The sequence below is a fragment of the Pseudoalteromonas sp. GB56 genome, from assembly GCF_054923835.1.
The window spans coordinates 465,816-490,255 of record NZ_JBPCHK010000001.1 but is presented as its reverse complement, the minus strand read 5'-3'; the positions used below and the strand labels follow the sequence as shown (position 1 = coordinate 490,255).

Annotated in this window: 19 protein-coding genes and 1 pseudogene; 9 read left to right on the top strand and 11 right to left on the bottom strand. The window is 46.1% G+C overall.

What is annotated here, in order from left to right; translation table 11 throughout:
• Window positions 1-85: 85 nt before the first annotated feature.
• Genes ACH19P_RS02255 through ACH19P_RS02245 form a run of 3 tightly spaced genes read left to right on the top strand, consistent with a single transcriptional unit; the run spans window position 86 to window position 3,119 of the window.
• The gene (locus ACH19P_RS02255) at window positions 86-568 is read left to right on the top strand and encodes an Lrp/AsnC family transcriptional regulator (protein WP_462156904.1); all 483 of its coding nucleotides are present in this window, start codon (window positions 86-88) and stop codon (window positions 566-568) included.
• A 54-nt stretch (window positions 569-622) separates the two neighbouring features.
• A complete protein-coding gene (locus tag ACH19P_RS02250; protein WP_462156903.1) occupies window positions 623-1,963 on the top strand; it encodes an alpha/beta hydrolase in 1,341 nt (446 codons plus the stop codon).
• A 4-nt stretch (window positions 1,964-1,967) separates the two neighbouring features.
• Window positions 1,968-3,119, top strand: coding sequence for a GNAT family N-acetyltransferase (locus ACH19P_RS02245; protein WP_462156902.1), 1,152 nt, complete (start codon window positions 1,968-1,970; stop codon window positions 3,117-3,119).
• Here the strand turns inward: ACH19P_RS02245 and ACH19P_RS02240 are convergent.
• From ACH19P_RS02240 to ACH19P_RS02220, 5 genes are all read right to left on the bottom strand, one after another.
• Complete coding sequence (locus ACH19P_RS02240; RefSeq protein WP_462156901.1) at window positions 3,096-3,689, bottom strand: DUF938 domain-containing protein; 594 nt, start codon at window positions 3,687-3,689, stop codon at window positions 3,096-3,098. The two genes, ACH19P_RS02245 and ACH19P_RS02240, sit on opposite strands and share 24 nt — an antisense overlap.
• Window positions 3,679-5,745: a S9 family peptidase gene (locus ACH19P_RS02235; protein ID WP_462156900.1), complete on the bottom strand. Its 2,067-nt coding sequence runs from the start codon at window positions 5,743-5,745 to the stop codon at window positions 3,679-3,681. The genes ACH19P_RS02240 and ACH19P_RS02235 overlap by 11 nt, the downstream gene beginning before the upstream one ends.
• Window positions 5,746-5,803: 58 nt before the next feature.
• Entirely contained in the window at window positions 5,804-6,409 is a 606-nt protein-coding gene (locus tag ACH19P_RS02230; protein WP_462156899.1) for a chitin-binding protein, read from the bottom strand.
• A gap of 162 nt (window positions 6,410-6,571) precedes the next feature.
• Window positions 6,572-9,730, bottom strand: coding sequence for an efflux RND transporter permease subunit (locus tag ACH19P_RS02225; protein ID WP_462156898.1), 3,159 nt, complete (start codon window positions 9,728-9,730; stop codon window positions 6,572-6,574).
• Between the two features lie 11 nt (window positions 9,731-9,741).
• Complete coding sequence (locus tag ACH19P_RS02220) at window positions 9,742-10,899, bottom strand: efflux RND transporter periplasmic adaptor subunit (RefSeq protein WP_462156897.1); 1,158 nt, start codon at window positions 10,897-10,899, stop codon at window positions 9,742-9,744.
• 364 nt (window positions 10,900-11,263) lie between these two features.
• Here ACH19P_RS02220 and ACH19P_RS02215 point away from each other — a divergent pair, with 364 nt between their 5' ends.
• Window positions 11,264-13,780, top strand: coding sequence for a zinc-dependent metalloprotease (locus ACH19P_RS02215; RefSeq protein WP_462156896.1), 2,517 nt, complete (start codon window positions 11,264-11,266; stop codon window positions 13,778-13,780).
• 65 nt (window positions 13,781-13,845) lie between these two features.
• On the opposite strand, the gene ACH19P_RS02210 is transcribed toward ACH19P_RS02215, so the two are convergent.
• The gene (locus ACH19P_RS02210; protein ID WP_462156895.1) at window positions 13,846-14,460 is read right to left on the bottom strand and encodes a PQ-loop domain-containing transporter; all 615 of its coding nucleotides are present in this window, start codon (window positions 14,458-14,460) and stop codon (window positions 13,846-13,848) included.
• Window positions 14,461-14,713: 253 nt separating this feature from the next.
• On the opposite strand from ACH19P_RS02210, the gene ACH19P_RS02205 reads away from it, so the two are divergent.
• Window positions 14,714-15,865: a tetratricopeptide repeat protein gene (locus ACH19P_RS02205; RefSeq protein ID WP_462156894.1), complete on the top strand. Its 1,152-nt coding sequence runs from the start codon at window positions 14,714-14,716 to the stop codon at window positions 15,863-15,865.
• 41 nt (window positions 15,866-15,906) lie between these two features.
• Here ACH19P_RS02205 and ACH19P_RS02200 read toward each other — a convergent pair whose 3' ends face one another.
• From ACH19P_RS02200 to ACH19P_RS02180, 5 genes are all read right to left on the bottom strand, one after another.
• Window positions 15,907-16,722 (bottom strand): PH domain-containing protein, encoded by an 816-nt coding sequence (locus ACH19P_RS02200; RefSeq protein WP_462156892.1) that lies wholly within the window; start codon window positions 16,720-16,722, stop codon window positions 15,907-15,909.
• Between the two features lie 24 nt (window positions 16,723-16,746).
• Window positions 16,747-17,460: a PH domain-containing protein gene (locus tag ACH19P_RS02195; RefSeq protein WP_462156891.1), complete on the bottom strand. Its 714-nt coding sequence runs from the start codon at window positions 17,458-17,460 to the stop codon at window positions 16,747-16,749.
• The gene (locus ACH19P_RS02190) at window positions 17,426-17,944 is read right to left on the bottom strand and encodes a PH domain-containing protein (protein ID WP_462156890.1); all 519 of its coding nucleotides are present in this window, start codon (window positions 17,942-17,944) and stop codon (window positions 17,426-17,428) included. Before ACH19P_RS02190 ends, ACH19P_RS02195 begins: the two co-directional genes overlap by 35 nt.
• Before the next feature lie 9 nt (window positions 17,945-17,953).
• On the bottom strand, window positions 17,954-18,808 hold the full coding sequence (locus tag ACH19P_RS02185) for a D-hexose-6-phosphate mutarotase (protein ID WP_462156889.1): 855 nt from the start codon (window positions 18,806-18,808) through the stop codon (window positions 17,954-17,956).
• A 115-nt stretch (window positions 18,809-18,923) separates the two neighbouring features.
• The gene (locus tag ACH19P_RS02180) at window positions 18,924-20,861 is read right to left on the bottom strand and encodes a methyl-accepting chemotaxis protein (RefSeq protein ID WP_462156888.1); all 1,938 of its coding nucleotides are present in this window, start codon (window positions 20,859-20,861) and stop codon (window positions 18,924-18,926) included.
• Between the two features lie 189 nt (window positions 20,862-21,050).
• Here ACH19P_RS02180 and ACH19P_RS02175 point away from each other — a divergent pair, with 189 nt between their 5' ends.
• The 4 genes and pseudogenes from ACH19P_RS02175 to ACH19P_RS02160 form a co-directional block, all read left to right on the top strand.
• The gene (locus ACH19P_RS02175) at window positions 21,051-21,545 is read left to right on the top strand and encodes a MarR family winged helix-turn-helix transcriptional regulator (RefSeq protein ID WP_462156887.1); all 495 of its coding nucleotides are present in this window, start codon (window positions 21,051-21,053) and stop codon (window positions 21,543-21,545) included.
• A gap of 190 nt (window positions 21,546-21,735) precedes the next feature.
• Window positions 21,736-23,067: a carbohydrate porin gene (locus tag ACH19P_RS02170; RefSeq protein WP_462156886.1), complete on the top strand. Its 1,332-nt coding sequence runs from the start codon at window positions 21,736-21,738 to the stop codon at window positions 23,065-23,067.
• A gap of 178 nt (window positions 23,068-23,245) precedes the next feature.
• Entirely contained in the window at window positions 23,246-23,785 is a 540-nt protein-coding gene (locus ACH19P_RS02165) for a carboxymuconolactone decarboxylase family protein (RefSeq protein WP_462156885.1), read from the top strand.
• Window positions 23,786-23,952: 167 nt separating this feature from the next.
• A pseudogene (locus ACH19P_RS02160) lies at window positions 23,953-24,288 on the top strand (YbaN family protein); the annotation flags it as partial.
• Window positions 24,289-24,440 lie beyond the last annotated feature (152 nt).

Below are 24,440 nucleotides of genomic sequence, written 5' to 3'. Positions count from 1 at the left end.
TAGCATAGTGTAGTAAGTGGAATTACTTAACTTCCACCTCAAAAAACAGTTATAGTTAGTGAAATGCAGCAATAAATTAAACTTTATGAGTGATGATAGCCAAAAAATAAAAATTGATAGCAAGGATCTGCAACTCCTTGGGCTTTTGCAGCAAGACGGTCGTATGCCTGTGAGTGAACTTGCCCAACACGTTAATCTGTCTGATACTCCGGTGATCCGCCGCATCAATAAGCTGCAGCAAGCAGGGTATATTCAGGGCTATCACGCACGTTTAGATGCTGCTCGCCTCGACTACACCATTTGTGTTTATGCGTTAGTTAAACTCACTCAAAATTCTGCCTCAGCGGCAAACCGCTTTGAAGATCATGTTGCTGGTTTCGTACAAATTCAGGAGTGTTCGGTGATCACTGGCGAATACGATTACTTACTCAAGATCATCGCGCGAGACTTGGCGAGCTATGAGCTATTCGTAAAACATTCACTAGGCTCTTGTGGAGATATTGGTGCGATTGAATCTACCGTAGTACTCAAGCAAACCTTCTCACGCTGGCAAGTACCGCTCGACTAGTCGTCATACACTGTCTTTGCTATTCTGGCGACTATCAACCGTTTGGGGATCAAGATGATGCGTTTGTTTTTAATTACCCTGTTGAGCTGCGTTAGCTCTTTGAGCTTCGCGCAAACCTGCCTGAGTCATATTGATGACATTGATTTTATTATGGCAGCTAAAGAGCAGGGTACTTATCGCTGGGTTAATGACAAAAAAGTACAGGAACTCGACTTAGCGGCCTTACCTGAATTCAGTCGCTATTTACAACATGCACGCGACACAATTTCAACTCGAAATCCAAGGGCTGCATGGCCATGCCCGGTAACGACTAACACGGTGAAATTGCTGCAAGCGCAACAGCAACTGCCAGACACACTGAACGTAGTCGACCTATTGAGCCCGTTTGAGCTGCGCCGTGCAAATTCAAACAAAGTTGCCCTACTGTTTCATGGTCTCACAGATTCCCCTTTCACCTATCATTCCTTGGCTGCATTCTTTTATAACCAAGGTTATAACGTGCGTACCGTGTTATTACCTGGCCACGGCACAGCCGCCAGCGACTTGCGCGAAGTCGACTTTAAGCAATGGCAACAATTCACTGAATACGCCATCGCGCGTACCAGCAAAGACTTTGACAACGTTATTATCGGCGGCTATTCCACAGGCGCAGCCCTTGCAATTGCTCATTTAGCAGAACACCCAGCTCCAAAACAAGTACGTGCAGTGATGCTGTGGTCTCCGGCTACTGAGCCGCATAATAAAAATGGCTGGATGTCGAAATGGGTAGATCGCATCCCATTTGTGAATTGGATTGATGAAGATGCTGACATCGACTTTGCAAAATATGAGTCATTTCCATTCGCTGCCGCAACCCTCGCCCATGAGGCGATGCGTCGAATAAACCCAAAAAAGTTGGCTAAAAAAGCACTGCCAAACCTGCCTTTATTCATAGCCCAAAGCGATGTCGATACCACTATAGATGCACGGGCAACCTTGGCTTTAGCAAAGCTATGGCACAATCCAGAAAAACGCCCAAACACCGCCAATGATATGCTCGTTTATTACGGCGATAAAAGTAGAGCCGTCCAGGCTTTGGGCAAACAACACACCATAGCGAATTACGCATGCCAACAAGGAGTGCCGCCTTGCAACGACGTCATAAGTCTTTCTCATATCAGTGTAGTCAATTCGCCTGAGCAACCGTATTACGGTAAACAAGGCACCTATCGTAACTGCGGCTCATACCTTGAGGACGACACGCTTTATCGCGCTTGTAAAACCAATGATGGCGTACTGATTGGCGAACGTACGGAGCAAAATTTAGCGAAAGGTGTGCTAAAGCGCTTAACTTACAACCCCTTTTTCAGTGAATTAAAACAAGACATGATTCGTTTTATCGAGAGCGTGAAATAACACCATGGCGCAATTGCGTGCTCAGTTTTTCACATCAGCTGACGAAATTGGCAAAGACAATTGGCAATCGTTGTTTTGTGGTGATGACGATCCTTTCTCACGCTATGAGTTTATCCATGCGCTTGAACAAAGTGGCTGTGTGAGTGCGCAAACAGGCTGGCAACCTTTTCATTTGGGCTTGTATCAACAAGACCAACTTGTGGCCCTATGCATCGGCTACCTCAAAAGTCACTCGTATGGCGAATATGTATTCGATTGGTCGATCGCAGAAGCTTACGAAGCCCATGGCTTTGACTACTACCCAAAGTGGATCAGCGCAGTACCTTTTACGCCTGTTACCGGCAAACGAATTGCTATCGCTAAGTGCTTACCCGAGCATGAGGCGCTGCCTGCAATTGAGGCAGCATTGGATCATCAAGCTAAATTGCAGCAATGGTCAGGTTGGCACATCAACTTTTGCCAGCCACACCTTGCTGATGAAATCGAAAAACTGCCTTGTTTACGACGCAAAACCGTGCAGTTTCAGTGGCAAAATCGAGACTATCGAAACTTTGACGCGTTTACCCAAGCACTCAAAGCACGTAAGCGTAAAAACATAATCAAAGAGCGACAAGCAACGAGTGCTGCGGGCTTACGCATAGAGGTGACATCTGGCGAGCATATCACGTTAGAGCAAATGCAGTTACTGAGTCGTTTTTACCAACGCACTTACCTGAAACGCTCTGGTCATATTGGCTACCTTAACCCCTTATTTTTTACCTTACTGTGGCAGCATATGCGTGAGCACTTGGTAGTGATCAGTGCATTCAAAGAGGAAGATGAACCTGTTGCAGCGAGCTTATTTTTGCGAAATAAAGATACTTTGTACGGCCGCTATTGGGGATGCAGCGAACACTTCGATCATCTGCATTTCGAACTGTGCTATTACCAAGGCATTGAGTATTGTATCAACAATAAACTCACCTATTTCAGCGGCGGAGCGCAAGGTGAGCACAAAATTGCTCGAGGTTTTGAGCCCATTTTTACCCACTCTTGCCATCGTTTAGTAGGCAGTCCATTCGCCGCTGCCATTGCCGACTTTTTTGCCCGAGAAAACGCGCAACACGACTTGTATATACAAGACTGTGAGCAGTTATCCCCTTACAAAATGCAGTAAGCGGTTATTTGCTGGCATAGCTACATCGTCTTTAAGTTCGAGCCCAGCAGCGGCAGCCAATTCAACAATCCACTCTTGGTCGCGAATACCGCTTTGTGGGTCACGCGCACGTAAGTGCGCATCAAATTGCGCATTGCTTTCGCTTGTGTATTCTCCCTGGTAATTGAAAGGCCCATAGATACAAAGCACGCCATTTTCCTCAAGGTGCGTGGCAACACCATCAAACAATGCTGCAACTAAATCGCGACTGACGATGTGCAAGGTGTTGGCGGTGAAAATACCGTCGACTTGCCCTACAGGCCATGGTGAAGCTAAATCTAACGCCAATGGTGGTGCGATATTGTCGCTGGCGGCAAAGCCTATCACTTCGTTAATGAGCGCATGGTTGTAGACTAGATCACTGGTTTGCCAGGTTAAATGAGGAAGCCTAGGGGCAAAATGCACAGCATGCTGCCCCGTCCCTGAGCCAATCTCGAGCACCGTGTTTGTTGTTGCAAATAGGCGCTCAAGCTGGGTAACGATCGGTTCCTTATTATTTTCGCAGGCTTGCGACAAGCCACTAATCTTCATAATTCAATGCCGTAAGAAAGAAGTTAAATTCCAGGGCTTTCTCTTCTAGGCTCTTGAAGCGTCCAGATGCCCCGCCATGACCACTTTCTAAGTCAGTTTTAAACAACAATAGGTTGTCATCGGTCTTATGCTCACGCATCTTGGCAACCCATTTCATTGGCTCCCAGTATTGCACTTGAGAGTCATGCAACCCCGTTGTCACTAGGATATGCGGGTATTCTTGCGACTGGATGTTGTCATACGGCGAATAGGCGGCAATGGTGTGATAATCAGGTTCATTATTAGGGTTACCCCATTCGTCATATTCGTTCGTCGTTAACGGAATAGACTCGTCGAGCATGGTCGTTAACACATCCAAAAATGGCACATGACAACCGATTGCACGGTAAAGATGCGGTGTTTGGTTAACGACAGCCCCCATCAGCAGGCCACCGGCGCTACCACCACTGGCACACACTTTGTTCGCGTCGCCGTATCCTTGCTCAATCAGGGCTTCGGTGATATCGATAAAGTCATTAAAGGTATTTTGCTTTTGCGCAAGTTTGCCCGCGTCGTACCACGCACGACCTAGCATTTCACTACCACGAATATGGGCAATGGCATAAACAAAGCCACGGTCTAACAGGCTTAAAATGCCGCTGGAGAAACTCGGGTCGATGGTGATGCCATACGCACCATAACCGTACTGCAGCAGTGGATTGGTGCCATCTTTATTAAAGCTATCGCGACGATAAACAAGTGATACTGGCACATCTACACCATCGCGAGCAGTAATCATTAGGCGCTCACTTTGATAAAAGGTAGGGTCAAAATCCCCCTGTACTTGCTGCTGCTTGAGCAAGGTACGCGCACCACTGGCTAAATCAAATTCATACAAGCTGCCTGGTGTTGTTAAGCTGCTGTAATAGATACGCGCGGTGCTCACATTCGGCTCTGGGTTCATGCCGACACCAGCAAAATAGCACGGATCATCAAATGCGAGTATCTGACTTTCACCTTGCATTTTTCCTTGTTCATGCGAGTAGACTACAAAGCGAATTTGCCCAAGCTCACGCTCAGTCACTAGCCAGTAGGTGTTAAACAACTCGACGCTCTCCAACAGCACTGAATCGCGATGAGCAATCACTTGTTGCCATGCCTCTGGGTTGGAAATTGTTTGCGCTGTGGCCTGCATTAAACGGTAGTTTTTAGCATCAAGATTACTGACGATATAGAACTGCTCGCCCAGTTTATCGACATCATACAGGTGGCCGACTTTTCTGGGCATGAGCTCATGCACCTGCGCATTGGCGTCATTCGCATCAAGCACATAGGTATGACTGGTTTCGGTGGCTTCAAGGTCGATGAAAATCACACTTTCATCGCGACTTTTACCCAACCCCATATAGAAGCTGCGATCTTGTTCTTCATACACAAGCTCATCGTGATCTTGTGTTGTGCCCAAGCGATGACGGAATACTTGGTAACCCAGTAAGGTTTGTGGGTCTTTTCTAACGTAATAAACGGTTCGATTATCGTTCGCCCAAACAACTTGCCCTTCGCAGTCACTTAACTCATCTTCGAGCAACTGACCGGTTGATAAATCTTTAAATCTGACTTGATAGATGCGACGACCGCTATAATCCTCGCAATACGCCAAACATTGCTCATTTGGGCTCACCGCCATGTCAGCTAAGTCATAAAACTCATGTCCGTGCGCAAGCTCATTCACATCAAGCAACAAGGTTTTGCCTTGACCATCAAAGGTGTCAGCGCGGAAATGCTTCGCGTATTCTAAATCGCCCGAGACTTCGCTGTGGTACCAGTATTGACCATCGCGCACAGGTACGGTGTTATCGTCTTTTTTAATGCGCGATTTGAGTTCTTCAAATAAGGCTTTTTGTCTGTGCTGTGTGGGTGCCAACTTAGCTTCGCAGTAGCTATTTTCTGCTCGAAGATGGGCCAGAATCTCTTCATCTTGGCGCTCGTCATCCCGCATCCAATAGTAATTGTCTTGGCGTTGATGACCGTGATTTTCTAATAAAAAGGGGATTTTTTTAGCGATAGGGGCTTGCACAAACAACCTCGAAACTCAAACTCTGAGTCTCCAGTGTATCATTTGCGCTATAGCGCGACTACGAATCTAATTCTTGCCACGCAGTTTGCCAATTCAAACCCACTCCTGGCTCATATTGGTCATGATTTTTTGCACCGAGTCGACACAGTTCTGTGTAAGGCCAAGGTTTGCAGCGGTACACTTTGCCCGTGCTCAAGTGAAGTACTCGATCACCCGCGTGATACGACTCATGATTGACTGGGAATATGTAGTCATACCCCTGATCATTGTGGTTTTCATCCGCTTGCTTTTTAGCAACACAATTGTAATTGATCACCACTTCGTTAATGCCGCTGCGTGAGCACGCGTAAATTTCATTACCACGATAGGCAACGATTAGGCCATGCTCGGTAAACTTACCAGCTTGCATAAGGGGAATATGAGTGTTGATATACTGGGCCACTTCCCGTGACCAGTTTTGCGGCTCACCTTGTTGATCGGAGACGATATCGAGCGTAAAGCTCAACCCCTTAACAAGGCCTTCAGAATCATAAACTTCAACTTCAACGACATCACCACTGAATAGCTGCGTGTGGCTGCTCAAAGAGCCCACACTGATCCAGTCGCTCTTTGGTAGAGTGGCTGCCATGCTCATAAATAAATCTGGTTTGTCAGCTAATTGCACTTAATACCCCTTCCCACGTCATCAGACTAAAAAGGACTCATCAAAGTTGTTGTATAGCTTATTGTAGTGACACCTTAAAAAGGAACGCAACCTATTACGACAAGATGTCACCAAATCCCATACTTTGGCATTAAAAAAACAATTAAACTGACAATGATTTTTCTATGCGTTACTCACTTTGTCCGAGTTTTTCGCTTTCGACGAACCTACTTTGGCAACAGTGCCGCGAATTCGTTGCCACAACCAACGGAATCCTGCTCGTATGTCGCCCAACATGACGTACAAACAAGGTACTAAGATCAACGTCAGTACCGTTGCGTACATCACAGCAAAGCCCAGCGCCACGGCCATCGGAATTACGAACTTAGCCTGCAAGCTTGTCTCAAACATGATAGGCAAAACTCCAGCGAATGTCGTGATCGAGGTCAAAGTAATTGCCCTAAAACGGGCACAACCACCCTCTACCACAGCATCCTTGACGCTATACCCTTCTCTACGTGCTTGGTTAACGTAGTCTGTCATGACCAATGAGTCATTGATGACCACACCCGCAGCCGCAATCAATCCGAAGAATGACATCGTGCTTAAATCCAAGCCAAACCAAAAGTGGCCCCACAAAGCACCGGTTAAACTAAACGGAATCACCGACATGACGATAAGCGGCTGGCTGTAACTCTTAAGCGGCACAGCGAGCAAGATGTAAACAATGATCATACCCGCAAGGAAGAACAAGATTTGCTCATTTGCTTGTGCTTGTTGCTCTTCAATTGACCCACCCAACTCAGTTTTAACTGAAGGATATTGTTCTTTCAGCTGCGGCAGTAAGTCTTCTTTGATGCGTTTGACTACTTCAGTCGGTTCAACCATTTCTTCGTCGATACTGCCGTAGATATACACAGTGCGATAGCCACTTTCGCGACGGATATAACTTACGCCAGGGCGCTCTTCAAGCTCCACGACATCGCCAAGCAGTACTTCTTGACCAGCAGGAGTCATCACAACAGCGTGTTTCAGCGATGCAAATGCTTCACGGGTGAGTTTTGGATAGCGCACCATCACGCGCACTTCTTCACCGTCACGGATAACACGTTGTGCTTCGCCGCCGTAGAAACTCGCACCGACTTGGTTAGCCACATTTTGTAAGTCCAACCCAAGGTCATAAGCCACAGGCTTCAAGCTCATACGCACTTCTTTGCTTGCTGGGTCGATAGTCGAACTGATGTCGAACAGGCCTTTTTGCTGCTGCAACATCGAAATAAACTGTCGACCAGCAGCATTAAGCGTATCTATGTCTGGGCCAAATAACAGATAACCAAATTCACCATCACCACCTGGATTACCATTTACATCATCGTAAATCGTGAGCGACTTCACACCGGCAATTTCTGGCATCGCTTCACGCCAGCGACGCGATAATTCAAACGCATCAAATGGGCGAATTTCTTCATCAACGAGTGGCGCGAGAATTTGTGCTTCGGTACGACCTTGGTTAAACACCAGCAGGCTGCGCACCATTTTTTGCCCAAATTCTTGCTCAATCTTGTTATCGATATCGATAACCATGCTCTCGATTTGCTTTATCGCGTTAATAGTTTGAATGTCAGACGCATTATCGTTCATCTCCACACGAATTTGCGGGAAGTCATGAGGCACTTTTGGCGTCGGTACCATGCGAATATGATTGCTGGCAATCAACATGAAGCTGACGACTAACATACAGCTAAAGCCCAAGAAAACGGTCCAGCGCCATTGAATACACTTCTCTACCGTACGACGGTATGGCCCGTTTACGAACTTAAAGAAGCGGTCATTGAAGCGAGCTCTGAAGCCGCTTGAGCTGATAGGTCCGAACTTAGTGTGAGCAATGTGCGCAGGCAAAATTAACTTGGATTCAATTAAGCTAAATGCCAAACATGCCATCACCACAGCGGCGATACCGAAGAAGAAGGCACGCTCAGGGCCACTCGATAACGTAAACGGCGCAAATACCGCCATCGTCGTTAATACCCCGAAGGTGGCAGGAGTCGCCACGCGACGCGCACCACGCACCACGGTTTCTACGCCACCGCCATGCTTTTCAATTTCGGTGTAGGCGCTCTCCCCTATGACGATGGCATCATCGACCACGATACCCAACACCATAATGAAGGCGAACAAGGACACGATATTGATACTGATACCTAGCAGAGGCATCATCATCAACGCCCCCAAGAAGCACACAGGTAAGCCAATCATTACCCACAGGGCGAGCTTGAAGCGCAAGAATAGGGTCAACATTAAGGCGACTAAAATCGCACCTTGCAGTAGGTTCTTAAGCATCATATCGAGACGCGCATTGAGGTAATACGTCATGTCCATCAATGGCTCAATCGTGACCCCTGCTGGTAGGGTTTTATTCTTCTGCTCAATGTAGGCTTTGACCGATTCCGCTACCGGAATCATGTTTTGCTCTTTGGTGGCTTTAACGCTCAAATAGACAGCGTTCTTACCATTAAACTTAAAGTAACGCTCACCTTCGGTGAAACCATCTTTGATTTCAGCCACGTCTTGAAGCAACACTTTGGCACCGTTATTACCCACTTTCACAGGAATATTTCGGAACTCTTCACCGGTGTAGGACTGCGCTTCAACTCGCACAGAAATAATACCGGCGTCGGTGCGCAACTGCCCTGCCGAGAAGTTTGCGGAATAACGGCGCACCGCACTGGCTACATCGTTCAAGGTTAAGTTGTAACGACGTAGTGTGTCTGGCTTAATCTCAATCGCTATTTCATCAAGCGGCACATCGTTTTGCACTAAAGAAACGTTGTTGAGTTGCAACAGCTCATCTTCAATCTCATTGGCAATCGGTTTTAGTTCTGTCAGTGGAATATCCGCAACCAGTGACATACCGATTACATCTTGGCGGAATTCAACTTGGCTGATGGTTACCGGCTCCATTCCCGCAGGGAATGTGGCGATACCATCAACGCGCAGTTTTACTTTATCGAGAACATCAGTCAGCTCAACATCCGGATCGATTTCTAAAGACGCTCGCCCTGAATTACGAAATGCACGATACACGCCCTTTTCAATCTCAGTGATATCTTTGAGGGATTCTTCAATCTTTATCAGAATACTTTCTTCGATTTCCTGCGGAGATGCGCCCGGATAATAAGCGGAAATGTTGATGTAATTGACTTCAACATTGGGGAACATTTGGCGCTGAATAGTGAAATAACTCACAATACCCATGATGATGATGAACACCATCATTAAGTTGGCAGCAACTGAGTTATTGGCAAAATACGCGATAATGCCGGTTTCCTTTTGCGGTTGCATGGTTCGCGCTCCTACAGCTGATCGTTGCCAGTTGGGCTAGATACTTGACCCGCAATGCGTACTTCCATGCCTTGCTGAGGATACTCAGGTAGGGTCAATACGATACGGTCATCACTATCCAAACCATCGCTAATTAAGAAGAACTCATTCTCTTCACGCACCACTTGCACTTTTCGTGGCTCAAGTAGGTTGTCATTGTTGACCACCCACACGGTTTTGTTATTCACCAGTTCTTGTGGTAAACGGAAAATTTCTTTGAGTGTTTGTCCTGGAAATTGCACCTGAACATAACTACCAAACTTTACCTTAGGCTGTTGATTATGAACGCTATATGGGTCTTCAACACGAATAACCAAGTTACTCATACGCGTGGCACTATCAACGATACCCAAATCTCTATCAACCACGGCAGTGCGCGTGAACCCACCCAAACCTTCTTGCGTGATTGTTGCAGTGATGCCGCTCACATTGTTGGGTAAAAATGCGCTATCAAAACCTGCAATTGGCACAATAATTTCGGCATTTTCGATATTGTTGATTTGCGCCACTTTTGAACCTGGGCTCACGAATTGACCCTTACCTACATCGCGTGACACGATAAGTGCATCGTAAGGAGCACGCACTTCACAATTGTCTAAATCGCGCTGCGCACGTTTCAAGGCAGCCTCTGCAGATTTCACAGCAGCTTGAGCACTCAAAACTTGGGGTTCTCTCAGAAATAGCGCTGAGCGCTTAACTCCCGGAGTGCGTGCAGCTTCGTCTTTAGCGACTTGCTGTTGCGCTTGCTCTTCAATTAACGCAGCTTGCGCACGGGCAAGCTCTGCTTCGGACTGCAAAACAGCCGCTTCATAATTATCTTTTTCAATGGTAAACAGAATCTCACCGCGACCAACAATGCCACCGGCAACAAAACGTTTATTCCAGCTCACGACTTCACCACTGACTTGTGCAGCAAGCATGGTGTTCTCCAGCGGGCGAACCTCACCGTAGCTGGTCAGCAACACCTGATGATCGCTAGCAGACAGTGACTCCACTTCCACTATCGGACGAGTATCAACTTGCTTCGTCTCATCTGGCTTTTTTGCCGTAGCCATAATTCCAGACCCAACAACCCCTGTTGCGACAAGAATCGCGACCACAACCAACGATTTTTTCAATGCTCTATGCATGTCTGTTCACCCTGATAAATCTATATTCAGCCTATATTAACAAGTTGCTGCATTTTGGTAAGAATTCATTTGTAAATAAGTATTAAAATTAGCAACATTGCTTAAATTTTAGACCCAATTTACAAAGCCACTACTGATACTGTTGCGCACACTAAAAAGATCAGCGTGCTGTGGATGGTAAGACAAACGTTGTCAATTACGGACAATGGCTTTTGCCATACTTTGTTACAAAGAAAAAACCGCTATATTTCAGATGATTAAGTCATTTTTACACCGCTTTTCTGACATCTATCTCATCCAGCGTTTATTCCCTGTTAAGTTTAAGTACACTGTTTTGTTAACAATCTAACTCAAAGGAATACAAATGAGATTTTCAACCCTCACGCTCGCATTGAGCCTTGCACTGAGCAGTCAGCTAACCATCGCGAAAGATAAAGAAGAAGAAAAAAAGACTAAAACATTCGCACAGACGACAGCTGATCAGACACTCTTCGATGGCGTTTTTGATTTTTACCAAGATCCAAAAAGCGGCGATAACCTCATGGTTATCACCACTGAGCAATTGAACAAACCTTTTGTGTACTTTGCTCACACTGTTGATGGCGTCACTGATGCGGGCCATTTCCGAGGTGCATACCGTGAAACTAAGCTCATTGAATTCCGTCGTTATTTTGACCGTGTTGATATTGTTAGCAAAACACCTCGTTATCAATTTGACGACGACAGCGCTATTTCTCGTGCCGCGGATGCCAATATTAGCGAAGCGGTACTTGCCAGTTTGCCGATTGAAGTGGAAGAGGATGGCAAAATTGCGTTTAAGGTAGATAAACTCTTCTTGAGCGAAGCACTGCACAAAGTGTCACCGTGGGCGAATCCAGATGACAAAGACGCGAAAAAGCGCTTTAAACTCGGTAAACTTGACGGTAAAAAATCACGCATCATCAAACACCGCCCTTACCCAAATAACATCGATATCGTCGTTGACTATGTATTCGATAATGACAATCCAAGCGTAAGAGGTTCAGAGGCTATCAGTGATCCTCGCTCGGTTTCTATCAAGGTACAGCATTCATTCGTTGCCTTACCCCAAAACAATTACCAGCCTCGCTATGATGATGCCCGCATCGGCTTCTTCACTAACCAATTCGATGACATGACTTCGCCTGATTGGGCACCCTACAAAGACGTGATCAAGCGCTGGAACCTGGTGAAAAAAGATCCGAATGCGGCTGTATCAGAACCCGTTGAACCGATTGTGTGGTGGATTGAAAATACCACCCCTGTTGAGTGGCGCGATACCATCGAAAAAGGAGTATTAGCGTGGAATGCAGCATTTGAAAAAGCAGGTTTCAAAAATGCACTGGTGGTAAAAGTTCAGCCTGATGACGCACAATGGGATGCGGGGGATATCAATTACAACGTATTGCGTTGGACATCATCGCCAACGCCTCCGTTTGGTGGCTACGGCCCGGCACTAGCTAGCCCTGTAACAGGTGAAATCCTCGGCTCTGACATCATGTTGGAATACGTGTTTATGAAAAACCGTTGGATTTATGACACGCTTTACTCACAAGGCGCATCGAGCTTGGGCAATTCTGCGATGCAAACGCAAGATGCTCTCAACTGCTCACTTGGCCATGAATTACAGCAAAACATGATTCTTGCTAATACACTGGCGACAGGCGCTGACATAGATAACAAAGAAATCCTTCACCAAGGCCTGACACAATTAGTGTTGCACGAAGTCGGCCACACTTTGGGTCTGAACCACAATATGAAGTCTTCGATTTTGTGGGATGAAAAACAAGTGCATGACAAGAGCCTGACGAAAGGCGTTGTTACGGGTTCAGTAATGGACTACGCACCAGCGAATATTGCACCTAAGGGCATGACTCAGGGCGATTTCTTCCAAACCAAGCCAGGCCCGTATGATGACTGGGCGATTGAGTTTGGCTATAGCACGGCCTTGACAGACGACGCGGCCGAACAAGCGCGTCTAGAGAAAATCCTAGCACGCTCCACGGAACATCAACTTGCGTTTGGTAACGACGCAGATGATATGCGTGCGCCAGGTCGTCATATTGACCCACGTGTAATGATTGGTGACATGTCTTCAAATCCTGTTGCTTATGGCGCCGACCGCATGGAATTAATCGAAACACTGCTGGCTGATCTGAAGTCTAAGGCACTGGTAGAAGGGAGCAGTTATCAACAACTGGTTATCTCTGCAAACATTTTGGCAGGCCAATACAAACAGCAAGCCAACATCATCTCTCGTCAGATCGGCGGGGTGTACGTTGAGCGCAATGTGGTAGGCAGTAGTAGCGACAAAGCACCGTTTACGCCTGTTCCTATAGAGCGTCAAAAAGAAGCAATGAAAGTACTCGCAGACAAAGTATTTGCGCCTAACGTATTGGCAGATATGAAGCCGCTATATAATTATTTGCAGCAACAACGTCGTGGCTTCAACCACTATGGTAAAAATGAAGACCCCAAAGCGCATGCGATGATCTTAGGTATGCAAACGTCCGTCCTACAACAGCTTCTGCACCCTAATGTTTTGCAACGAATTTCAGACTCAAGCCTATACGGCAATGAGTACGATTTAAACAGCATGATGCAAGATTTGACGGCGGCAATATTTGTAGATTCGGATGAAGCGAGCAGCCTTAGCCACAACCTACAAATTGAATATGTTAAGCAACTCATTAGTATTGCTGGCGTGAAAAAGCCAAGTAGTCATGACAACCTTGCAAAGGCATCTGCTTTGTCACAGTTAACGAGCATTCGCGACAGCAAAGTATCTTGGGGTTCCAGTGATGCCGCTAAAGCGAACAAACAATACATCGATTTGTTAATCGACAAAGCCTTAGAAGCATAAGCGATAAGACATATACAAAAAAGGCCACTACAACAGTGGCCTTTTTATGCGTTATACCAATCCTATTAAACCATAACAGGTCGTTGACGATAGTACTGAATACAGCCTAGCTGCGCAGCATTCGTCAGTAGAATCATAACGAATGTCAAAACATGCGATACGCTCGGTACAGCCATCGATAATTCCGCGGCTAAGCCACATAGGCCTGCGACAAACTGCAACATAAAATAGCGCGCACTGAGGTTTGATACATCGCCACTTCGCAAGGTTTTATAGGTTTGCGGCATCACCCGAATCGAGCTCATCACCAAGCCCACGTATGTGAGTCCACTGAGTAACTGTTCAACGCTGAACATGTCACTAAAGAGCAAAGTGAAAGGCAACATGCTGCATGCTAGCATGCTTATTAACTGGCGCCGCTGTGCCTCACTCGCATTGTAGCGGACAAAATAATATAGAATTAAACCACTTAGCATCCCAGTAACAACAAATGGCAAAACCATATAGTAACGCTCAAAGAAGAGGTTAAACGAGATAAAGTAGGCACTTTGCGCCACACCGAAACTCATCATAAGCAAAGAAAGCCCAGAAACACTGCGGTTCTTACGTATCTTCTTCAGCATCGGCAAAAAGCTAAAAGCTAATATAAAACACGACAAGATGGGCAATAACTCAGCCAAAACAACCTCTTTTAGTAATTAAAACGTTAATGTGTAAACAAACCCGTTAAAAACCAATTTAAAATATGTAAACTATTGATTTTAAAGGCTTAAAATTAGGGCGCGCATTTTATATTTACCCCCTGAAATAGCAAGAGTGAAAAGTGATCAACTTGGTCATCAGCTGTAAATATTCATATACGGAGAACCCAAAATATGTACACTGGGTTACAACGCAACGTTCCACTGTGTGAATAAAGGAAAAGGAGAATATATGCGGTTTCTAGTAATGGTTATGTGCGCTTTGATTGGCGCGTGCACGAGTACCGATAAGAAAGTCGTCGCGGTTAAACTTCCCCCTCCAGCCTCCAACCACAGCTTATTTCAACCTATCGATATTGAGCCTCATGCGCAGTTGTTTGTGTTAAATATGGAGCAACAGACTGCCTTTTATGCCTATGTGCAGCATGCTAAGGAACAGGGCATGCGCGACGACAAAATTGTCTACAACTTCGTAGAGAGTTTATTGAGTGATTTTCGTTATGATGGAGCCACATACACAGCGTCAGAATCACTGCAACACGAGGAAGGTAACTGTATATCATTAGCCCTACTTGTTCAGGCTTACGCCGATTTAATTGATGTTGATACGAGCTACCAAGTCATCACCGAGGAACCTGTTTTTGCAGGACAAAATGATGTCGTGCTACTTGCCAGTCACTTTCGTACCAAGCTGTTTGCACCTAAAGTCGATCTCCCTGAGAATACTTATGCCTTACGTGCCGGCACATTGGTAGATTACTTCCCTTCCAGCTCAGGAATCGTCTCTGGCAGTGCCAGTCGCGATGATTTGATTGCCAAATACTACTCGAATCATGCCGCGCAAGCGTTGATAGCTAACGATCTTAATACCAGCTTCAATTACGTGAACGCAGCACTGCGCTTCACACCTTATAGTCTGGAGGTACTGAACATCGCAGCCGTATTACACAGGCGTGCAGGTGACAACGAAACAGCCCAAGCGCTGTATGAATATATCCTCGGTCAAGACCCAACTCATGCCATCGCCATCAGCAACTATGCGGTACTCGCGAGAAATAGGGGTGATGATGCGTTAGCGGCTAGCTTGCAACGTAGGCTTGACTCTCTTGACTCAAAAGACCCGTTTCACTTGCTGCAATTAGCACGTAATTCAGCGCAAAAAGGTCACTATCACAGAGCATCCAACTATATTCTACGGGCACGTGAAATAGCCCCTTATCTGCCACAAACGCACGCAGACATGGCGCTGCTAAAGTATCAACAAGGTAATATCAATAACGCATTGAGGGAAATGGAAGTGGCGATTGAAAAATCAGGAGCGCATGAAACCAGGGAGCGTTATCAAGCTAAATATCAAGCGTTGCAAAAGCTCCAATCTCACTGAGCACACTAACGAAGCTCAGTGAGAGCGAGCGCCGTCACCGGCTAGAACCAAGCCTGCCGGTTGCGCTCTATTTGGTAGATCATGCGGTCAGCCAACAAGGTTGCGTCAGCCAAAGGCACAAAGGGTAAGTGCAAGGATTTTGAAGCCATTTGAATACTGATGGTCGCGACGTTGGCACGCGCCATCAATAGCGTTTGCGTTACGTGCACTTGTTGACCTTTATACAGTTCGCACACGCTGTAGCGACAACCAGCAAGTCCTTGACGATGCCATAAGAATACTCGCCCGTCGTACTCGACTATTTGCCAACCTAAGCGCTTATAAACGTAATAGTGATAGCAACTCAAAGGTACTAAACCAAGTAATATCGCTGCAAATTGCCAGCCATTTATGGTCACTAATACACTCGTAATCACACCAATTGGAAGTAATCCAAGAAGCCAAATTCGATGCCAGAAATAGCGTTTTGACACACCATTGAATGTTAGTTTTTCGAAGTCAAACCAAGGGTATAGTGTATGCATCACATCATCTGCTTGCGCTTGTGTCAGCACAGGTAACAGCAGAGACTGTTTATCTTTACTCGCTTTTTGCGGCACTTTATTGGTCGCTACCTGCGCAATTTCCAAGGTAAAACGTTTGAGTAATACGCCCACCCAGTTTTGCTTGAGAGTAAGGGTTTGTACTTTATTGAAACGCATGGTGAGTTGTTGGCGCTCGAGCAAACCTGCAACACGACGGAAGCGCTCAGCTTCAACATAAAACTCAAAATTGAAAAAGCGCAACAGGGCCATGATTACCGATGCGCCAACTGTGACAAAAATCGCTGCAAAAACAAGTACTGCAATAGTCAGCATGCTGGCTTGAGCAGCTAACGCGGCTTAATCTTTAAAAAATGCTTCAAGGGGTTCTACCATATAGGCGGAAAATACGTCATCCAACATATTGATAATCGGCATCATGGTCGCCAAGGCTAGTAGTGCCATGTTCGACATCAATCCAAATTTAGCGACTTCACTGTTACTTAATGTCAGGTGAGGGCTATTATCAAATTCAGCTGCGTTATCGAGTTCTTGTTCTGGTTCAACGTGGTCATCTTTTGCTGCAAGAATATAACTGCGCATTTGCTGCGCAGTTTCTTTTGCTAGAGCAGGCAACACAATTTCATTGCCGGAGCTGCCCGCCGCGTCTACTTGACAGTTGGTACGGGCAAATGGTGCGAAATAAATCGGCGTGGTTAAGTTAATGTTCTGAATACGACCAAAGGGCAGCACTAAACGCTCTTTTGTGAAGACGCCTTTGTGTACATGCAAACGCCCATCGCTGCTGATACGAAAACGAAACGTGAGATAATAAGCAACACCAAAGCCAACCAAAAAAATGAGTCCTGCAGCAATCGCCAACGACCCCCAAAAAAGCTTACGTTCTACGTTAACAATGAAGACCACCACAACAGGCAATAAATTTAGTAGCCCCTTGAAAATAAAGCGATATCCAAAAATAAGTATAAAATAGACGATCGCCCAAGGGCTCAATCTATGCCAAGTATCTTGGCGCAATTCATTGTTGGTTATGGTCACGATTGGCTTGTCCAATAACATCCCTTAACGACTGACTTTGATCCTGAGTAAAGCCATTTATCGCCAAATCAGCGCCATGACCCCCCGCAGTGAATAACTGCAAAGTGCTCAGTTGCCATAAGCGCTGCAGCGGTCCATGATGAATCTCGCTGTGTTGAATTCGAGAAAACGGCAAGATGGTCGTGGTCTGCCAAAAGACACCTCGACGATAAAGAATATCTTGTTGACGAATCGCAAACCCGGTGCGGCGAAAACTCACGTATTGCCAAAGCACATAGATCACTGCGTAAGCTGGGAACAAAAACGGCAAATAGGGCGCCACATAAGCAAATAACTCGCCATTAAAAAATGCCAATGCCACACAAATTGAGGCCAGTATGAGTAACCAAATGGTGGCACTTGCTAGGCGGTGATAGAGCGCTTCTTTTTCCAAAGACTGAAACACCACGCTTTGATAGTGTGGCATCTCGGTAATTTGTTCATTACTGAATGTATTCACTTCGCGTCTCTAGCCCCAGCGAACAATAGTAGCCAGAGTATGGCTCTCACCTGGCGCAATCGTTACCTTATCATCCAGTACATTAGCGGCTTCAAGACACAACATCGTGTGATACTCGTCATCAGCAAAGTTTGAAAGGCGCTTTGATTTATCAACCCATGGATTCCACAGAACGCATGAACGTGAATTTTCACGGCCTACTTCAATGGTGCCATCGGGCGTGCGTATGCGCTGCAGTTCACTCGCGCCGCTGTATACCATATCTGTCTCTCGGCCAAACTTGACCACGTCAGTTTGCTCAAATGGACCTTCGCCAAATTCGATAAACTGCGCACCTTGTAGGCCATCTACTTCAGTTTGTGTGATATCTGGAGTAGGGAAATAGGTGTGCAATGCCTGTGTCAATTGCACTTCTTGTGCGTCCAGGTTGGTGTTCGTTAGGCGCACTTCAAGTTGCTTAGCCGTCAGCACATATTCTACCTGCAACGACGTTTTGTGCGGCCAGTAGGTGTCATCCACTTGAGCCATAGGCAAGGATAAACTAATGCGGATTTCATCATGTGATTCTTTCACTTCTTGCGCACGCCATAATGATACGCGCGCAACACCATGAATCGGCCACTCTGGATTTTGGTGTACACCAAACCATGGCCAACAAATAGGGATCCCTCCACGAATGCTTTTTCCAACTTGAAAATCTTCTTCTTGAGAAACCCAGATGAGTGGTTTTCCACCAGCAGGAGTGTATTGAGTGAGTTGAGCGCCTTGCAAAAAAATACGCGCCTGACACAGAGACGAATCGACATTGATGTACTCAAGCCCTGAATCACAATGAGCAATAGAAACACTCTCGGAAAGCTGCATGTTTAGATCCTTAACTGATAGAAAAGATGCAGCCTCACCTTACCGAAATTGAGCGGTAAAAGTAAACCTATCACGAAAATAATTCATCTCATTTTCAGCGTGTTACTCAACCGTTTCAGCGTGTTTTAAATCGCCCTACTAACCCTGATAATTGTCTTGATAAACCCTCTAGTTGTTGTCCGCTTGCATCTGTTTGTGTGGCGACTTCATTGACTTCATCCGCTGCATTTTTGATATCCACCACGTTACGATTGATATCTTCTGCTACATGTTGCTGCTCTTCTGCTGCAGTCGCAATTTGTGTGTTTAAGTCACTAATGGTCATGACCGATTGATTAATGCCAACAAACTGTTGTTGCGCCGCATTAGCTTGTGACACGGTTTGTTCACTGCGAGATAAACTCTGATTCATTTCCTGAGCGACTCGCTCACTCATCGCGCGCAGTTTATCCAACTGCTTGGCAATTTCTTCCGTAGACTGAGAAGTTCGCTGAGACAATGCCCTGACCTCATCGGCAACGACAGAAAACCCACGTCCGTGCTCACCCGCTCTAGCTGCCTCGATGGCGGCATTGAGGGCGAGCAAATTTGTTTGCTCTGCAATGGCTCTAATCACATCCAAAATTGACGTGATATTTTCACTTTCATTTGCCAGCTGCGCTATGTCACTCGCTGCTGAAGTAATGGCCTCAGATAACTCTGTGACACTGGCCACCGCTTTTGTCACCACCAGCTCGCCCTGCTCCGAAGCATCTTTTGTTTGCTGCGCGATATCTGCAGCATTTGCACAGCTTTGCGCCACCTCATTGGCTGTGGCGGCCATTTCATTGATGGCAGTTGCAGCCATGCTTAGTGCCTGCTGTTGCTGGTCGGTATTGCTGTTTAAATTGCTAGACAGCGACACTGAGTGTGCCGCTGCTTCATTTACTGAGTTAGCCGTGTCGTTTATTTGATTTACGAGTTCTGAAATGGAGTTTAGAAACTCATTAAAATTGGCTGCGAGCGCCCCCGTTTCATCCTTACCTGTTATCTCTAACCGCTGGGTTAGGTCTCCTTCACCTTGGGCAATATTTTCCAGCCCTTTGCTAACCGTGAGAATCGGTTTACTTATCAACCCTGAAATTGTGTTTCCTAAAAATCCAAATATCGCGGCTAGAATGATGCATACGACGAGGATTATCCATGTCATGCGATTTGCGGAAGCCATCACCTCCTGCTGTGGAACTAGGCCTATAAACTTCCACCCTAGTTGTTCTGACGTGTACAAATGTGCAAAGTAATCTTGGCCATTGACTCGCACTTCAAAGTCGCCATTATTGTTATTTGCTAATTCTTTGAAGGCGCCGTTTGCAATACTGTCGAGCGCTTTAAAGTTGTGACTCGGTTGCTGTGGGTTTACCAACACTGTGCCAGTGTCCTCCACAAGCATCAAATACCCCGACTCTCCGAGCGTAATTTCTTTGACCATATCGGTGAGTGCTTTTAGCGATACATCCATGCCCTGCACCCCAACAACACGTCCGTTGTCCTTTATCGCTTTCACGGTGGACACGATGACGGTATCGTCCGGCTCCCAATAATATGCATTGGTTCTTACAGTACGGCCCTGTGCTTGCACCCCACGCCGATACCATGGCCGCTCTATTGGATTGTAACCAGCGCCCACCTCAGATTGCGGCCACTGAATGTATCCACCTTCCTCATTGCCCATGTACACATACGCCAGGCCGTTATGAGTTTCCCCAAAGTGTTTAAATAGCGAGTAAGCTGCGCGCTCCGTTTCAGAGCCCTGTTCTGCTGCTAACTGGCTGGCCTGAGTGCTATTACGATAAAGCGTGACATCTGTTTGAGCATCAATGACTCGCAGATCTGACGTTAAGAAATCCACATCCTTGCTCACTTCAGCGAAAAAAGTGCTCAACCCCCTATCAATCTGGACAACTTCGCGGTTGGTAAGATTCTGAAAATGATTCAAAGCCTGCTCTCGAGCTTGGCTAATTACAATCACAGCGACAATACCCAAAGGAATAATAATCGCGCTTATTAGCGCCATTAAAAGTTTGCTTCTGATACTCATAGTTTGTCATCGCAAATTATTCATATTCATACATTAGTAATAGCCGCTCTAAATCGGCAAGTTTTCAGGAATATGAATGAGCAAACGGTCATATAAACGTCACGGTTGTGTTTACAGTCAAAATTAGCGATATAATGGCGGGGTAAAAAATGTTGGAGCTTAGAAATGCAAAAATACGATGAATTGTTGATTGCCCTGCGCAAAGTGATCCGTGCGATTGATCTGCATTCAAAGCAGCTCAACAAAACATCAGGTCTCACTGGTCCTCAGCTTCTAATCATGCATGAAGTTGCACAAACGGACGGTATTACCGCAAGCCGCATTGCTCAAAACGTGAATTTAAGCCCCGCAACGGTTACTAACATTCTCGATCGACTAGAAAGTCGCGCACTGGTGAGTCGCGTTCGCAGTGAATTAGATAAACGCCGCGTCAGCTTGTACCTTACCGATCAAGGGCAAGCCTTGTTAGACAAAGCGCCACAACCTCTACAAGAACACTTCATTCATAAATTCAGCAACTTAGATGAATGGGAACAAACTCTTTTACTCTCATCAATGCAGCGCATCGCCGCCATGATGGACGCAGATAATATTGATGCTTCGCCTCTGCTTGAAGTGGGTGCAATCACCAAAGCTGCCGAACCAACCAAAGCCGAATAACGCCACCCAATTCAGGTACACTTACACTAACCTTCTGCTTTTGTTAGACTAAATAACCTTATGTGAACTCGCATCAGACGGCGCGAGCGTGCATGGACCCATGAGCCGTACCTATTTACAGCTCAACATCTTCGAAAAGTTAACACTCTTGGACTAGGCTAAGGGTTAACCCAAGAAACATAAGGTTATTATGACTAAATTAAACAGCATAACGGTTGCGGTGGCTTTAGCTTTGGTTTCAAGCTCAGCACTGGCTAACCCAGAATTGGAGGCGATGAAGAAACAGCTCGAACAGTTGCAACAGCAAATGCAACAGCTTCAGGAGCAACTTGCACAAGCCGAAGTAAAGGCAAAAGAGCAAGACCAACAGCAAGCGAAGCAACAAGAGCAAATCACAAACCGCATTGCCAAACAAGAACAGAAATTTGAAGAAACTGTAGCGAAGCACAGCGAAGAAAAGAAAGAAGGTATTCGAGTCGGCGGTGCTGTTCGCACCAACTTCAGCCACACCTCGTATGATGACGACAGCAAAAACCGTGGCGGTGACTTCGACTTTGATATCTTTCGCGTCAACTTTGCAGGGGAGATTGGCGATGTATCCCTAAACGCAGAAATTCGCTTCTTTGATTACATGACTGCCGTTAAATATGCCTACGTAGGCTATGACTTCGCGCAAGACTGGCAAGTTCAAGCAGGTATCACCAAAGTGCCATTTGGCAACTGGCCTTATAACTCCCATAACTACTTCTTTGGCACAACCTATTATGTTGGCTTGGAAGATGATCATGACATGGGCGTCTTATTCAAACGTGAGCTGGCAGACAACTGGCAGTTAGACCTAGGCTTTTTCAAAAATGATGAGCTTGGCGGCGTTGATGGTTATGTGGATAACCGCAGTGATCGCTATTCATATGACGTGGTCGGTTGGCGCACGGCAGATGAAGGCGTATACGCAGAACCTGAACAGGCAATCGGTGAATACAATACCTTCTCAGGTCGCTATGCGTACCATTTAGAACATGAAGGGGGTAAAACCGAGCTCGGACTCTCTGGACTTGCAGGTGGGTTGCACGATGGCAATGATCGCGCAGGGGATTACCAAGCTTGGGCGGTACACCTAAATAGCACGATTGGCCGCTGGAACTTCCAACTGCAACATGGCGAATACAATTATGACATCGACGACGTAAACCGCATGGCGGTCGGAGCCTATTCATTTTACGACAGTATCGCTGCTGAAGCGACGATGACCAACGCCAACATCGCTTACAGCTTGCCAGTAGAGTGGGGCGCTGTAACAGGCCTGCAGTTCTACAATGACTACGGCATTATTTATGATAAGTCTGATAACAGTGCTGATACCTGGATGAACGTGACTGGATTTTCAGTCGCATCTGGCGGCTTATTTACTTACATTGATTTAGTGCATGCCAAAAGCCAGCCCTTTGTGGGCGGCTCGATTGCTGGCAACAGTGGCGAAACCGAGCGTAGATTCAACATTAATTTGGGATACTACTTCTAGATTCAAAAAAAGGGCCAAACGGCCCTTTTTTCATTCCTGCATGCGCATTACCTCGAACAACAAAAGCGGGTTTAAATTTCATTCGCACTTAGAACTTCTCGCTCCATTTCATAACAAACCTTTATTTGAACAATCATTCAAATGATTCTAACCTTGTTGCCACTAACAGGAGGAACCCATGATAAATTACACTTTACACACACCGGATTCGGCGCCAGAAAAAAGCAAGGCTCTGCTCGATAAATCTCAAAAAGCCTTTGGCAGTATTCCTAATTTGCACGCAGTGATGGCTGAATCTCCAGAGCACTTGCATGGTTATCAAGTGCTGCACGAAGCCTTTCTAAACAGCTCATTCAACAACGAAGAAAAAACGGTTGTTTGGCAAAGCATTAACGTAGAACACGAGTGCCATTATTGTGTGCCAGCTCACTCTGCTATCGCAAAAGCGATGAAAGTTGATGAAGCGCTGAACCAAGCACTGAGGGATGTTGCACCGCTAGGCAATGATAAACTGGAGGTGCTACGCGCAACCACACTCGAAATCGTACGCGAACGCGGGCGCTTAAGTGACGAACAAACCAAAGCATTTTTCAATGCTGGCTACAGTAAGCAAAACTTACTCGAGATCATTCTTGCCCTTAGCCAAAAGGTCATGAGTAATTATGTGAACCACATCGCAAAAACACCGTTGGATGATGCATTCAAGCCATTTGCTTAACCCTTCAATGTATTGGGGCCGCATCGCCGGCCTTTTTAATTCTCACTTAAAAATTAGCGGCTTAGCCTGTCCTTTAGTACACTTAAAAATACCAAGGTTATTAGGGGCGCCCTGTGTCTCAATCTGCTGTTAGTGCATCGTTTTTTCAGCGCTATAAAAGTCTTGCATTGCAAGGTATTGGCCTGCTTTTTGTCGCGCTAGGCATTATTGGCGTGGCACTTCCGGTTATGCCCAGCACCATTTTTTTTATTCTCGCACTGGCTTGTTTTACCCATTCTTCGCCACGTTTAGAATCTTGGCTTCTCAACCACCCTAATGTAGGTCCGAGTTTGGTTGCGTGGCGCGCGCATAAAGTGGTACCGACCCGCGCCAAATGGTTTGCGGCAATCGGTATGAGTATTGGCCTGTACATGATGATGCTGTCATCAGCACCGAGCTTTGCCATTGTCCTTGTTGCGGCAATTGAAGCCTGTGTACTCACTTACCTCATCCGCCGCCCTAGTTGCGCCGTACGCTTATCCACTTGTTCATCCCATGTTACTGTGTATTTGGTGATGGCGTTTGTCATCCCCAACTTACTAATCCTATATATAACAAGATATTAGTGCACATCATTGGCCCCGCGTGCCACTTTTTTCTGTACTCGCCAAACACT

Coding starts and splice junctions, on each gene's coding strand:
- ACH19P_RS02200 (WP_462156892.1), bottom strand. CDS start 16,722: ATGCTGACTATTGCAGTACTTGTTTTTGCAGCGATTTTTGTCACAGTT.
- ACH19P_RS02165 (WP_462156885.1), top strand. CDS start 23,246: ATGATAAATTACACTTTACACACACCGGATTCGGCGCCAGAAAAAAGC.
- ACH19P_RS02255 (WP_462156904.1), top strand. CDS start 86: ATGAGTGATGATAGCCAAAAAATAAAAATTGATAGCAAGGATCTGCAA.
- ACH19P_RS02220 (WP_462156897.1), bottom strand. CDS start 10,899: ATGCATAGAGCATTGAAAAAATCGTTGGTTGTGGTCGCGATTCTTGTC.
- ACH19P_RS02250 (WP_462156903.1), top strand. CDS start 623: ATGATGCGTTTGTTTTTAATTACCCTGTTGAGCTGCGTTAGCTCTTTG.
- ACH19P_RS02215 (WP_462156896.1), top strand. CDS start 11,264: ATGAGATTTTCAACCCTCACGCTCGCATTGAGCCTTGCACTGAGCAGT.
- ACH19P_RS02180 (WP_462156888.1), bottom strand. CDS start 20,861: ATGGCGCTAATAAGCGCGATTATTATTCCTTTGGGTATTGTCGCTGTG.
- ACH19P_RS02225 (WP_462156898.1), bottom strand. CDS start 9,730: ATGCAACCGCAAAAGGAAACCGGCATTATCGCGTATTTTGCCAATAAC.
- ACH19P_RS02170 (WP_462156886.1), top strand. CDS start 21,736: ATGACTAAATTAAACAGCATAACGGTTGCGGTGGCTTTAGCTTTGGTT.
- ACH19P_RS02245 (WP_462156902.1), top strand. CDS start 1,968: ATGGCGCAATTGCGTGCTCAGTTTTTCACATCAGCTGACGAAATTGGC.
- ACH19P_RS02175 (WP_462156887.1), top strand. CDS start 21,051: ATGCAAAAATACGATGAATTGTTGATTGCCCTGCGCAAAGTGATCCGT.
- ACH19P_RS02185 (WP_462156889.1), bottom strand. CDS start 18,808: ATGCAGCTTTCCGAGAGTGTTTCTATTGCTCATTGTGATTCAGGGCTT.
- ACH19P_RS02205 (WP_462156894.1), top strand. CDS start 14,714: ATGCGGTTTCTAGTAATGGTTATGTGCGCTTTGATTGGCGCGTGCACG.
- ACH19P_RS02240 (WP_462156901.1), bottom strand. CDS start 3,689: ATGAAGATTAGTGGCTTGTCGCAAGCCTGCGAAAATAATAAGGAACCG.